Annotated in this window: 13 protein-coding genes; 6 read left to right on the top strand and 7 right to left on the bottom strand. The window is 68.4% G+C overall.

From position 1 onward, the window contains the following. Positions 1 to 13: 13 nt before the first annotated feature. Positions 14 to 517, bottom strand: coding sequence for a hypothetical protein (locus C8D87_RS17820; protein ID WP_112227504.1), 504 nt, complete (start codon positions 515 to 517; stop codon positions 14 to 16). Positions 518 to 697: 180 nt separating this feature from the next. On the opposite strand from C8D87_RS17820, the gene C8D87_RS17815 reads away from it, so the two are divergent. Together C8D87_RS17815 and C8D87_RS17810 are read left to right on the top strand one after the other, a co-directional pair. Further along, complete coding sequence (locus tag C8D87_RS17815; protein WP_112227503.1) at positions 698 to 1414, top strand: spermidine synthase; 717 nt, start codon at positions 698 to 700, stop codon at positions 1412 to 1414. An 82-nt stretch (positions 1415 to 1496) separates the two neighbouring features. After that, complete coding sequence (locus C8D87_RS17810; protein WP_112227502.1) at positions 1497 to 2093, top strand: hypothetical protein; 597 nt, start codon at positions 1497 to 1499, stop codon at positions 2091 to 2093. Between the two features lie 21 nt (positions 2094 to 2114). On the opposite strand, the gene C8D87_RS45955 is transcribed toward C8D87_RS17810, so the two are convergent. Continuing rightward, positions 2115 to 2288: a hypothetical protein gene (locus tag C8D87_RS45955; RefSeq protein ID WP_170166467.1), complete on the bottom strand. Its 174-nt coding sequence runs from the start codon at positions 2286 to 2288 to the stop codon at positions 2115 to 2117. A 274-nt stretch (positions 2289 to 2562) separates the two neighbouring features. Between C8D87_RS45955 and C8D87_RS17805 the strand changes: the two genes are divergently transcribed. Next, positions 2563 to 3960 (top strand): hypothetical protein, encoded by a 1398-nt coding sequence (locus C8D87_RS17805; protein WP_146771747.1) that lies wholly within the window; start codon positions 2563 to 2565, stop codon positions 3958 to 3960. A 26-nt stretch (positions 3961 to 3986) separates the two neighbouring features. Here the strand turns inward: C8D87_RS17805 and C8D87_RS17800 are convergent, their stop codons facing one another. Next, on the bottom strand, positions 3987 to 4739 hold the full coding sequence (locus C8D87_RS17800) for a CPBP family intramembrane glutamic endopeptidase (protein ID WP_146771746.1): 753 nt from the start codon (positions 4737 to 4739) through the stop codon (positions 3987 to 3989). A gap of 63 nt (positions 4740 to 4802) precedes the next feature. Between C8D87_RS17800 and C8D87_RS17795 the strand changes: the two genes are divergently transcribed. The 3 genes from C8D87_RS17795 to C8D87_RS17785 all read left to right on the top strand — a co-directional run bounded on the left by C8D87_RS17795 (position 4803) and on the right by C8D87_RS17785 (position 8915). After that, entirely contained in the window at positions 4803 to 5963 is a 1161-nt protein-coding gene (locus C8D87_RS17795; protein ID WP_109636562.1) for a sensor histidine kinase, read from the top strand. Then, entirely contained in the window at positions 5960 to 6586 is a 627-nt protein-coding gene (locus C8D87_RS17790) for a response regulator (RefSeq protein WP_109636561.1), read from the top strand. The genes C8D87_RS17795 and C8D87_RS17790 overlap by 4 nt, the downstream gene beginning before the upstream one ends. 175 nt (positions 6587 to 6761) lie before the next feature. Next, complete coding sequence (locus C8D87_RS17785) at positions 6762 to 8915, top strand: Ig-like domain-containing protein (RefSeq protein ID WP_112227499.1); 2154 nt, start codon at positions 6762 to 6764, stop codon at positions 8913 to 8915. Between the two features lie 49 nt (positions 8916 to 8964). Here C8D87_RS17785 and C8D87_RS17780 read toward each other — a convergent pair whose 3' ends face one another. The 4 genes from C8D87_RS17780 to C8D87_RS17765 form a co-directional block, all read right to left on the bottom strand. Beyond that, a complete protein-coding gene (locus tag C8D87_RS17780) occupies positions 8965 to 9288 on the bottom strand; it encodes a LuxR C-terminal-related transcriptional regulator (protein WP_112227498.1) in 324 nt (107 codons plus the stop codon). Positions 9289 to 9424: 136 nt separating this feature from the next. Beyond that, positions 9425 to 10657 carry an ROK family transcriptional regulator gene (locus C8D87_RS17775; protein ID WP_112227497.1) on the bottom strand — a complete coding sequence of 411 codons (1233 nt, stop codon included), beginning with the start codon at positions 10655 to 10657 and terminating at the stop codon, positions 9425 to 9427. Positions 10658 to 10747: 90 nt separating this feature from the next. Next, complete coding sequence (locus C8D87_RS17770) at positions 10748 to 11755, bottom strand: sugar phosphate isomerase/epimerase family protein (RefSeq protein ID WP_109636557.1); 1008 nt, start codon at positions 11753 to 11755, stop codon at positions 10748 to 10750. Positions 11756 to 11768: 13 nt separating this feature from the next. Further along, positions 11769 to 12908, bottom strand: coding sequence for a Gfo/Idh/MocA family protein (locus tag C8D87_RS17765; RefSeq protein WP_211337362.1), 1140 nt, complete (start codon positions 12906 to 12908; stop codon positions 11769 to 11771). Positions 12909 to 12920 lie beyond the last annotated feature (12 nt).

The following is a 12920-nucleotide window of genomic DNA, read 5'->3' as shown; positions in this document are numbered from 1 at the left end:
GCCAGCATTGCGGTCAAAGGACGGTGAATGTGCCGGCTGAGGACTGGTGCGTGATTCCTTCTTCCGTCAGGCACCGCAGCAGATCCGTCGCCGGAGCCGCCTGCACGGCCTGGGCGGACCTCCCGGCGAACACGCCGCCGGTGATGGTGCCGATCTTGGTGATCACGTCGGCGCCCGGCACGGAGGTCACGGTGACGGTGTAGGAGAACGTGCTGGTGGTGCCGTCCGCCCAGGTGATGACGCGGGTCTCCGGCACAGCGGCGAGCGGTTCGACGCACCCGGCGCTGCGGTCGACGGTGAACTCGCTGCTCCCGGTGACGGCGACAGCCCCGGCGACGCCGGTGCACGAGGTGTACTCGTCCTTCACGGTCGTGCGCAACGGCCGCGGCACCAGTACGACACCGGGCGAGTACGCCCAGTCCGACGTCGTCGTGCACACTACGGTGGCAGGCGCGTCCGCGAGCGCCGGCGTACCGGGTACCGCGAGCGGAACGAGTGCGGCTGCGACGCCGAGCACGCGGCAGGACCTTGCGATGTGGGCCAATGTGTTCACATCCGGATCTTGTGAGAGGCCGGAACGGCGGCCGTAGCGTATTGATCACGAACCGGACGCCGTAAGACTTCTCACCCGAACGAGTTAGGCTTGAAAGCCCCTCAGCCGTCCTCTGTCTCCCACCGCCACGGAGCTGACCAACGCATGAGCGCACGTTTCCAGGAACTCGACTGGCGCCAGACGCCGCTGGGTGAGCTCACCCTGCGCCGGCGGCGCGATCCCCGCAGCGGCGAGGACATCCACGAGATCAAGCTCAACGACGAGTTCCTGATGTCCAGCCTGTTCACCGTCGCCGAGGTCGAACTGGCACGGCTCGCTCTCGCGGACCTGCCGCGCGAACCCCTGCAGGTGGTGGTGGGAGGTCTCGGGCTCGGCTACACGGCACAAACCGTGCTGGAGCACCCGCACGTCGACTCGCTGCTGGTCGTCGACGCTCTCAGCGAAGTGATCGAATGGCACCAGCAGGGACTCATCCCCGCAGGAACGGCGTTGACGGCCGATCCGCGGTGCCGGTTGGTCCACGGTGACTTCTTCGCCATGCTCCGCTCCGGCCAGGGCTTCGATCCGGACACCCCCGGCAGGCAGTACGACGCCATCATCGTCGACATCGACCACTCGCCACGGCACCTGCTGCACCCGACCAACGCCGACTTCTACCAGCCAGAAGGACTGCGGCGCCTCTCCGGCCTGCTGCGTCCTGGCGGGGTGTTCGCGCTGTGGTCGAACGACCCGCCCGACGAGGAGTTCACCGCCACTCTCGCCACTGTCTTCACCGCGGTTCGAGCCGAGATCGTCAGCTTCCCCAACCCCCTGCAGGACAGGAACTCCACCAACACCGTCTTCCTCGCGAAACGCGACTGACGCAGCCCGGTCTCCACATGTGAACTTCACGCCGCGCGCTGCTTGCAGGCGCCGGACGTGCCGAAACATCATGGGCCAACAAATGAGAACCAGGTTCGCGAGCGCCGTGGTGGCACTCGTGCTCGCCACCGCGGCCGCCTGCGGCACCGACGTGCCCGCGGGCCTCGCCGCCAAGGTCGAGTCGGGCTGCCCCGGCCTGCTGAAGCCCGAGCCGCTCGCGGTCATCACCGAGGGCTTCGTGGTCTCGCAGGTCGTCTCCGAAGTAGCCGACAGCTGCAAGGTCTCCGTTTCGGACGGCCGCGAGGTCCTCAGCCTCGGGCTCGTCGCCTACGCGAGCCAGGAGGAGTCCGAACGGCTGACGCCGATGCTCTGCACCAGCGGCGCACTCGACCCCGGGACCAAGTCGTGCAAGGCGAGTGAGCCCAGCGGCGGCGGGCTCTCGGTGCACGCCGTCGCCGGGCGGTGGAACGTGCGGGTGTCGGTCCGCGGGATCCCGGTGAACGGTGACGGCGAGAAGGCCGTGCAGCAGATCATCGAGAACCTCAGGAACTCCGACAGGACGAAGTGTGGCGGGGCGGGCTCGTTCGAGTCCGCCGTCTTACCCGCACGGGGCTCGCGCGGGACGAAGCCACCACGATCACCCGCGGCATCCACATCGGACACGTGTGTCCGGAGCTGACCACACCGACCTTGGTCGGACCTACTGCGGCTTGCGGATCACGTTGTTGTCGGGCGCGTCGACCTGCCCGACCACCGACTGGGGCTTGCGGATCACGGTGTCGGCGCCTGCCGTACCCGATGCCAGGGTGACGAGCACGAATCCGGCCGCGAGCGCGCCGGCCGTGATCCTGACGGCATTTCTGCGCAACGTCATGGAATCCCCCTTGTGAGCGCCCAATTCCGCGACCGCGGAGGTGCTCGATTAGATCATGGCCCCGGGCCGTGCCGGTGCCGCCATTCGTCGCATCGTCGCAGGTCAGACGACTACTCTCGGCACATCCCTGATGATCGCGATCTCAGCGCGCGCCATCGGACCCGTCTAGGACCTTTAGATCCCTGGACACGAGCCCTTTCGGGCAACGATCTCTGCCCTGCGGGGTGCGCACGGTCGCTTGCTCCCGACTGCGCCCGACGGGTTTGCTGTTCCAATGAGTAGCGCACGCGAGCATCGCGAAACAGTGCGCGCGGCGGATACGTTGCCTCAGCGAACCGCCGCAGCGCCGGCGACCCTGCTCGGACTGCAGCGTCTCGCGGGGAACAGTGCCGTCGATGCTCTGCTGACGGGCGCGATAAAGGCACCGGGCACAGAGTTCGTGGTGCAGCGCAGAGAGGAGAACAACGCTCCGCTCGCGGCGATCCAGGGCCTGCCGATGTACGACCTGTTACCTCGATTGGCCAAGCTCACAGAGAAAGTTCTCAGTGATGAGGAGGCCGGCGCGTTGGTCGGCGGGCCCAGACTCGTGCTCGCGATGCAGACCGTGCGCGCGAAGATGCAGCGGGATCTGGAGTTTCTGCTCCGAGAAAAGAAGCGGGTCGAGACACTTCCCCGGGATCAAATCGCGGACATCGTCAACTTCCTGTGGGGACCGAACGCCGGCACGAGTGCCGCGCTCGTGAACACGGATTTGGAAATCGATCCGATAATCGCGCCACCGGCCAGTGTCCGACTCCCAGGTGAGGCGGCGCGCGCAGGCGACGGCGAAATCACCGTGGACGACGAGTCCGGCCCGCAAGGCATCAGCGATTTCGAAGAGGACCTTCCCGAGAATCGTAGCCGCATCAGCGGCGTTGTACTGGACCCGGAAACAAAAGAAATCATCGGGTACCGGACGTTTCATGCCGACGGCATCTCGCGGCTCGTCGATCGCGAGGGGAATTTTGTCGTGGATGCCGGAACTGCGGTCGGCATCGAATCCGAAGGGCTCGGTCCGCTGGACTACGTTCCGACACCGTCCGGCATCGGCAAGGGTGCCGCTGGCGTCGGCGCGAAGCTGCTTGTCAAAGGCGCACTGAAGAAGGGGGCAGCCTCTGGCGGCAAGGTGACGCTGGGCGTCATACTAAGAATGAAGAACGTCGCCAAGACTGTCGCCAAGAAAGCGATTTCGCCCAACGCGGAAGGAAAGGCTTTCATTCAGGCAATCCGATCTGGAGATCGAGTCAGCCGCACATTGTCCATGGAAGCCGCCGAGTCTCTGGCGAAGAAATTCGATAAAGGCAGGCCGGTCATCGCAGCCGAATTGAACAAACGCGGTATCATCGGGCCGTTCGATTCCTTCTCGGTATTCACCAGAGGTCACGGCGGCGCGTACCAGGCCCACCACATCATCGAACAGTCCGTTCTCAAGCATCTTGGACACGACGTCCGAAAGGCCCCGTCGATCATTCTGGCAGCTGCTCAGCACTCACCGATTTCCACCGCACTGGCCAAGAAGATCCCCAAGGACGAATTGGAGCACATGACCAAGAAAGAGATTCTCAATCTATACCGGAAGGTCTACAAGGGCATGCCGGAGTGGATTGCCGAAGTGGAGCGGTATCTCAGGTAGGACCCGCTCGACTTGACCCTGAAGGCCTACGAAAGTCGTGGCGCCGCAACGGTTTTCGCCTTCCTCCACACCCGCGCCAGGTGGATGGTTCCAGCCGCGATGACCAGACCCGCGAACACGATCAGTTCGAACGGCGCCGAGGCTTTCGGCGTGACGAAGAGCTGGTGGAACACGTTGAAGCCGAGGTGGAAACCGATTGCCAGCCACAGCGATCCACCACGGCAGATCGCCAGCGCAAGCCCGAAACCCATGGCCATCAACGCGTACACGAGACGTTCGGGGACGGTCGTCGCACCGCCGTTTGAGAACACGTGCAGAGCGCCGAACAACACCGAGCTGATCACGATCGCGCGCCACCCGCCACCCAGGTTGGTCATGACGTAGCCGCGGAAGACGAGCTCCTCGGGGAACGCCTGACCGAGGAAGATCGCCAGCACCTTGACCAGGAGCAGCCACATCGGCACGGCCGGGACACCGGTCCACTCCGCGAAGCCGAGCAGCACCGCCAGCCCACCCGCGGCCAGGGCGGTGACCGCCGCGATCACGAAACCCGTTACGACATCAGCAGGTTTCCTGCGCAGGCCCAGCTCTCGGAACGGCTCCCGGTCGACATAGCGGCGCAAGAGGAACACGAGGGCGAGCGCGGAGGCCGACACCCCGGTCACGCCGACCAGGTAGGCCACCATCGGGGGCAGGCCGCTCGTCAGCAGCGCCGGAAGGAACACGCACGCGAGGAAACCCAGCAGCGCCAGGAGAATCCGGCCCGTCGTCTTGGTCATGACCGAGAACGTAGGCGCGACGGCCACTCGGGCACATCGGGCGGCGGACACATGACCTGAGTCATGGCCAGGCGCTACTTCGTGCTGATGTGCGAGGTCGGCGGCGTCGCTAACGTGGGCTCGGTGACCCGTCCGGTGTTGTTCAACGTGCTGTTCTGGATCATGGCGCCCGCCGTGCTGGTGGTGCACCTGCTCGGCACGCCGACGATGCTCGGACCACGGCTCGGGATCCCGGCGCTCGTGGCGCTGGTAGCACTGCTCGTCGTGGTGTGGCTGAGGTTGCCGTGGGAGCTCCACCCGCGCCGCTCCCCTGTCCCGCTGGTGTTCCTGGCGGTCTGCCTCGCGGTGGCGTACGTGGACGGCACCGGCCTGACCGCACCCCTGCTGTTGATCGCCTACGGCACCATCGGCCAGTCCTTCGGCCCTCACACCGCGTACGTCCTCCTCGGCGTGATGTCCGCGCTGATCGGAGCGAGTGGGTGGTGGATGCACGACTGGAGCTTCGGCCTGCAGCAGGCGAGCGTGATAGCGGTGCTGTGCGGCTTCGGCATCCAGATGGCCGTGTCCACGCAACGGCTCACCTCCACCCGCGTGCGGCTCGAGAACCGCGAGGAACAGATCCGCCAGCTCGCCATCGCCGAGGAACGAGCCAGGACGGCCCGCGACATGCACGACTCGATCGGCCACTACCTGACCGTCATCAAGATCGGTCTGGAGAACGCCCAACGCCTCCGCGACCGGACGGCAGAAGACGCCTGGGCAGAGGTGAGCCAGGCCAAAGAGCTGACGGCACAAGCACTCGCCGAGACCAGACGCTCCGTTCGCGCGCTGCGGCCGCTCGCGCTGGACGGCCGGCTGGGCAGCGCGGCGCTGGCCGAACTGGCCCGCACTTTCGACGGCGCCGGCCTGCGGGTCGACCTCAGGGTCACCGGGCGGGAACCCCGGCTGGGCCCGGACACGGAGATCGTGCTGTACCGCGCGTTCCAGGAATGCCTGACGAACGTGGTCAGACACGCCGAAGCCACCACGGCCACCGTCGAACTGAGCTTCCCAGGCCACCGCGTCCAGCTGACGATCACCGACAACGGCAAGGGCGCACCGGAACCGCTGACCCCCGGATTCGGCTTGGTAGCACTGAAAGAACGGGTCTCGGCTGCGGGCGGCACCGTGACCGCTCGCAACGCGGCCAGCGGCTTCGAGATCAAGGTGGAGCTGCCCCGATGATCAAAATCCTCATCGTCGACGACCAGCACCTCATGCGCGCCGGTCTGCGCAAGCTCCTCGACATCGAGGAGGGCATCGAGGTGGTCGCGGAAGCCGAGAACGGTCTGGCCGCTCTGCAGGCGCTCGCCGTGAAGCCGGACGTGGCGCTGGTCGACGCGCGCATGCCCGTGATGGACGGCGTCGAGCTGGTGGCGAGGCTGAACACCGAGCACCCCGAGATCGCCTGTCTCGTGCTGACGACGTTCGAGGAAGACGAGTACGTCTTCGGCGCACTGCGGGCAGGGGCCCGCGGCTACCTGCTGAAGGACACACCACCGGACGACCTGGTGGCCGCGATCAGGAAGGTCGCGCAGGGGCAGACGGTCCTCGGCAGCCCGGTCGCGGCGCGCCTGATCGCGGAGATAACCCAGCCCGCACAAGGGTTTCCCGGCGCCGAGCTGTTGTCCGCAAGGGAACGCGACATCGCCGGGATGATCGGCGTAGGCGCCAGCAACAAGGAGATCGCCGATCGGCTCCACATCACCGAGGGCACGGTGAAGAACCACGTGTCGAGCGCGTTGCGGAAGCTGAACCTGCGCGATCGCACGCAACTCGCGTTGCTGGTCAGAAGTCGATCCGGATGACACTCGTTTCCGGGTGCCGGGCACAAGCCGACTGTTTCGTGTAGATGGTTCGCTGAGGCTTCACTCCGGCCTACCTGGGTGACCAGGGTCTTTGGTCCGCAATTCGGCTCATGCCCTGGAACTGGGGCAAGGCTTGACGCATCATCTGAGATTCTCGTGTGGACGGGAGTCGACGATGACCCAGGTGGGGAAGTGCCTCCGGATCGCGGTCGTCGGCGCGGTCACCCTCGGTGTGGTCACTGTGCCGCTGACGGCTCAGGCGCAGGTGGCGCCCGTGGTGCTCAACGCGGGCGCGCAGAACAGCGGGAACGCGCAGTGGGCGGAGACCCAGCAGTTGCCCGGCGGCACGAGCGCCAGTCCGTTCATCGCGACGCTGCTGGTGCAGCACGCGCCGGGCGTCAGCATCGTGGCGGTCAGCGCGGACACCGACTACGACAACACCGACAGCAGCGGCTCGGCCACGCCGCGTCCCGTCACCGCCCAGACCTACGGGTCCGCGGCAGGCGGTCTGCGGACATCGCGTGTCATGGTGCCGATCACGGTCGGCGAGCCTGAGTTGGTCTGCGGGATATTCATCCCGGAAGAGCAGTGGGTCGACGTGCCGATCCGGATGCGCGCGGTGGACAGCGCAGGCAACAGAAGTGGTGCGATGACGACGACGATACGGTTCGTCGACGACACCAACTGCGTTGCGTCGGAGGACTACCCCCGGCTGACGTCGGCCGCGCAGGCCACCACCGACCTCACGCCCGGTCAGCTGAACGCCTACACCTTCGCCTGCGACGACGTCGACACCACTGGCGGGAGCGACGACTGCGACCGGGCCAACATCCGGTGGCGCAGGCTCAACAACGGCGACGTGAGTGCCGCGACCCAGCATGTCGGCCTCGACGACAACACGCCCTACACCGTGTCGATGGCGTTCCCGAGCCGCGGCCACTACGTCGTGGAAGCACAGTTCGGCAACGAGAACGGCAACTACCCCATCACCCACGCGCCCACCGGCGGCTGGTGGCGGCTCGGCAACGCGGTCGTCAACGACGGCCCCGGCTCGCTGACCGGGTCGATCGGCTTCGCGGGCGCCCAGCCGAGTTCACCGCCATCGGTGAACGAGGGCACCACCGTGCAGGCGGTCGCCACGGCCGCGGACAGCGGCGGCACGGCTCAGGTCGTCGAGTGGGACGCCCTGGCCGACGGCACGTTCGAGCGGCTGGAGCACACCGTGCCCGTCGTGTCCGGCGGGAACCTTCTGCACCCGAACCTGTCCGCCGCACAGCTCACGCAGGACCTGGGCACACCCGTGCCTGGCCTGCACACGGTCCGGGCACGGTTCACCGACAACGGCGCCCTCGACGCCGCCGACGCCTCGCGCCGCCAGCTCACCACGAGCGGGCAGATCCGGGTCAACGCGATCCCGGCTGCCGCGGATCTGTCGCGGTCCACCGTGGAGGACCACCCCGTGTCGATCACGTTGCTGGGGAGCGACCCGGACGGCCAGCCCGAGCCGCTGAGCTACGAGATCGTCAGCCCGCCTGCCGAGGGGACACTCGGCCCGATCTCCGGTGACAGCGTGACGTTCACCCCTGCTCCCGACTTCAGCGGCACCACGTCGTTCACCTACCGCGCCGCCGACGGCGGTCCGGCAACCGTCGCGGCGCACGCGATGTCCAACACCGCGACCGTGACGGTCACGGTGATCCCCAACGACCCCCCGGTCGCCGTCGACGACGCCTTCGTCGTCCCCGCGGGCACCGCGTCCGCGGTGGCCGCACCCGGAGTCCTGGCCAATGACACCGACGCTGACGGTGATCCACTGACCGCACAGCTGGCCGCACCAGCCGCCCACGGCGCGGTCGACCTCGCCGCAGACGGCTCGTTCACCTACACACCGGGCCCGGGCTTCACCGGCATGGACACCTTCACCTACGTCGCCTCGGATGGACCGGACACCTCGTCGGAAGCGACAGTCACGCTCAGCGTGGTTCCCGCACTGGTGCTCTCCGACGCTCCTGCGGTCGGTGAGCGTCCACGAGGCAACGGCAAAGTGGAAGCGGAATTCACCGTCTCGCTCACCGCGCCCAGCACCGGCCCTGTCGGTGTCCGAGCCATCACCGCGGACATCACCGCCGTCGCAGGCTCGGATTACCGGCCGCTCAGCGTGGACCTGGTCTTCCAACCAGGCGAAACCCGGAAAGCCGTGCGCGTCCGCATCGAAAGCGACAGGGTGCCCGAGCCGGAGGAGACCTTCGCCTTGGTGTTGAGCGCTCCGACCGGCGCGATGATCCACGACGGCACAGGCACCGTCCTGGTCCGCGCCGACGGCACCTGAGGTCCGGGAGCAGCCGGGTCAGCGGAAGGCGGCCTGGAGCCCTGACCGTTCACTCCCCCACCGCTTGCGGCGGCGGGGGCACCGTGAGCCACTCCAGCTCGGCCGCGACCACACCGAGCTGGAACCGCGACTGCACGCCGAGCAACGACTGCAGGCGCGCGATGCGCCGGTTGAGGGTGCGCAGGCTGACGTCCAGCTCACGGGCGATCGCACGGTCGGTCGCACCGGTGCACATGAGCCGCAGCAGGCGCCGGGTCGCCGCTGTGGGCTCTTTGCCCACGGCCACGATGTGATCGCCGCTGGGGCGCTCACGTCTGGGGCGCGGCACCGCGACCACGGTCAGGTGCCCCGGTGTTACGCGGGTCGCAGTCATGAGGCGACGGTAGGCGTGACTATTGGCTGCTGTCAATCAAAAGTTAGAACTTTGCTGTCAAAGCCCACGTGCCTTAAGGATGAGCATCGCCATTACTCGTCGTTGCGCCGCCGTGAGGGGACGGCCAGCTCTGTAATCAGTTCACCCTGGTGGCACGAGAAGACAGCTGCACCTCACCCGTGGAGCCACCGGCGGCGACCTGACCGAGCCGCGCGTCCAGCACCTCCGGCGACAACACGTGCCTCACCACCATCGCCGCCGCACCCAGCGCCCCGGCCGTCACGCCGGCGCTCGACGCGACTATCCGCAGGTTCTCCGTGGCCAGCGGGAGCGAGCGTCGGTAGATCGACTCGCGCACGCCCGCCAGCAGCATCTCGCCCGCGTCCGCCAGCAGCCCGCCGATGACCACGAGCGACGGGTTGAACATGCTCACGCAGCCCGCGAGCACCTCGCCGATGTCCCTGCCCGCCTGCCGCACGACCCGGCCGGCCTCGAGGTTGCCGGAACGGACCAGGCTGACCACGTCGGCCGTCGAGTGCGCGGGATGTCCCAGCTCCCGCAGCTTCGCCGCCACCGCGGGGCCGGCAGCGACGGCTTCCAGGCAGTCGGTGTTGCCGCAGCGGCACAGCGCCTCCTCACCGGCGGGCACCCTGATGTGCCCCAGGTCCCCCGCCGCGCCCGCCGCGCCGCGGTGCAGCACACCGTTGCTGATCAGCCCGGCGCCGATGCCGGTCGCCGCCTTCACCACGATCATGTGCCGCACGTCCGGGTGCGAGGCCGTGTGCTCGCCCAGCGCCATCAGGTTGACCTCGTTGTCGACCAGCACCGGCACGTCGAACTCCGCCGCGATCGCCGCCGGCACGTCGAACCCGTCCCAGCCCGGCATGATCGGCGGGTTGTTCGGCCGGCCGGTGGAGTGCTCGACCGGCCCCGGCAGCCCGATGCCCACGCCGGCGATCTCCGCCGCGTCCACGGTCTCCAGCAGCTTTCGCCAGGTCATGACCAGCAGCGGCAGGATCACCGCTGGTCCGTCCGCCACGTCGAGGTCCACCTGTTCGACGGCGAGCAACCGGCATCCCAGGTCGGAGACGGCGACGGTGGCGTGGGTGGCGCCCACCTCGGCCGCCAGCACGAGCTGGGCGCCGGGGTTGAACCCGAACCGGCCGGCCGGACGTCCGCCGGTGGACTCCCCCGTGCCGCTGCCGGTGACCAGCCCGGCTGCCACGAGGAGGTCCAGCCTGGCACGCACCGTGGAACGGGCGAGACCGGTCGCGGCCACGATCTCCGCTCGGGTGCGCGGGCTGCCGTCCATCAGCATGCGCAGCACAGCGGCCGGCGATCCCGCCTCGACACCCAAGGTGCTCTCCATCGAACAATTGTCACATCGGCATCGAAAGGCAGCGCGTGGTCGTCCTGCGGCCGTGTCACCACCCCCGGGACGGTGACACGGCCGCGCCCGTCAGCCGCCCGAGCTGAACGCGGCGTCGAACGAGGCCGACGGCGGGTCGAAAGCGTTGCGGCGCACGAACTCCAGCGCCTCGGGCGCACCGACGAGCCGGTCCATCCCCGCGTCCTCCCACTCGACGCTGATCGGCCCCTGGTAGCCGATGGTGTTGAGCATCCGGAACGACTGCTCCCACGGCACGTCACCGCGTCCGGTGGAGACGAAGTCCCAGCCGCGCCGCGGGTCCGCCCACGCCAGGTGCGAGCCCATCCGGCCGTTGCGGCCGTTCCCGACCTGACGCCGGGCGTCCTTGCAGTCGACGTGGTAGATCCGGTCGCGGAAGTCCCACAGGAACCCGACCGGGTCGAGGTCCTGCCAGACGAAGTGCGACGGGTCCCAGTTGAGGCCGAACGCGGGCCGGTGCCCGATCGCCTCCAGGGCGCGGACGGTGGTCCAGTAGTCGTAGGCGATCTCGGACGGGTGGACCTCGTGCGCGAACCGGACGCCGACCTCGTCGAACACGTCCAGGATGGGGTTCCAGCGGTCCGCGAAGTCCTGGTAGCCCGCGTCGATCATCGAGTCGGGCACCGGCGGGAACATCGCGACGGTCTTCCAGATCGACGAGCCGGTGAACCCCACGACGGTGTCGACGCCGAGCCTGGCCGCGGCCCGCGCGGTTGCCTTCATCTCCTCCGCTGCGCGCTGCCGCACGCCCTCGGGATCCCCGTCACCCCAGTTCCTGGCGGACAGGATGCCCTGGTGCCGCTGGTCGATGGGGTCGTCGCAGACGGCCTGACCGGTGAGGTGGTTGGAGATCGCCCACACCTTCAGGTCGTGCTTGGCGAGGATCGCGAGCCGGTCCGCGACGTAGTCGTCGTCCTCCGCGGCCTGCCACGGGTCGAGGTGGTCACCCCAGCAGGCGATCTCCAGGCCGTCATAGCCCCAGCCCGCGGCCAGCCGGGCGACCTCCTCGAACGGCAGGTCGGCCCACTGGCCGGTGAACAACGTGATCGGACGCGCCATCTGAGTCCCCTTCTCAAACCTGCTGCCACGTGCGGGATGCCGCGCTCGCCTCGACGGCGGCGAGGACGCGCTGCACCTGAAGCCCGTCGGCGAACGACGGTGCGGGGTCGGTTCCCGCGGCCACGGCCCGCACGAAGTCGACCGCCTGGTGGGTGAACGCGTGCTCGTAGCCCAGGCCGTGCCCGGCAGGCCACCAGGCGGCCGTGTACGGATGCCCCGGCTCGGTGACCACGATCCGGCGGAACCCCGCGACGACGGAGTCCTCGGTGCCGTCGAAGAACTGCAGGACGTTCATGTCCTCGAAGTCGAACGCCACGCTGCCCGCCGAGCCGTTGACCTCGATGCGCAACGCGTTCTTGCGGCCGTTGGCGAACCGCGTGGCCTCGAACGAACCGAGCGCGCCGCCCGTGAAGCGGGCCAGGAACAACGCGGCGTCGTCCACGGTGACCGGCCCGGTCCGGTCGGACGCGGCGGTGCCGGACAGCCCGGAGTGAGAGGACGCCACCGGGCGCTCCGACACGAACGTCTCCAGCGTCCCGGACACCTCGCTGATGGTGTCGCCGAGGATGAACTGGGCGGCGTCCACGACGTGCGCGCCGATGTCGCCGAGCGCGCCGGAGCCGGCCTTTTCCTTGTCCAGCCGCCAGGACAGCGGCGCTGCCGGGTCCACGATCCAGTCCTGCAGGTACACGGCCCGCACGTGGTGAACCCGTCCCAGCCTGCCCTGCGCGACGAGCTCGCGGGCCAGGCTCAGGGCGGGCACCCGCCGGTAGCTGAACCCGACCATCGCGCGCACACCCCGCAGGGCGGCGCGTTCGGCGGCCTCCGCCATGGCGACCGCTTCCGCGACGCTGTTGGCCATCGGCTTCTCGCACAGCACGTGCTTGCCCGCGTCCAGGGCTGCGATCGCGATCTCGGCGTGCGTGTCACCCGGCGTGCAGATGTCCACCACGTGCACGTCGTCGCGGTCCAGCACGGACTTCCAGTCGGTCACGGACTCAGCCCAGCCCAGGCGCTCGGCGGCGGCCCTGGTCCGGTCGGGGTCCCGGCCGCACAGCACGGACATCACCGGCCGCGCCGGCAGGTCGAAGAAGTGCGGCGCGACCCGCCACGCCTGGGAGTGCGCGGCCCCCATGAAGGCGTGGCCGACCATTGCGATGCCCAG

The sequence above is a fragment of the Lentzea atacamensis genome (genome assembly GCF_003269295.1).
Classification (GTDB): Bacteria; Actinomycetota; Actinomycetes; order Mycobacteriales; family Pseudonocardiaceae; genus Lentzea; species Lentzea atacamensis.
Note: the sequence above shows the minus strand (reverse complement) of the source record. Positions and strands in the feature narration are given on the sequence as shown.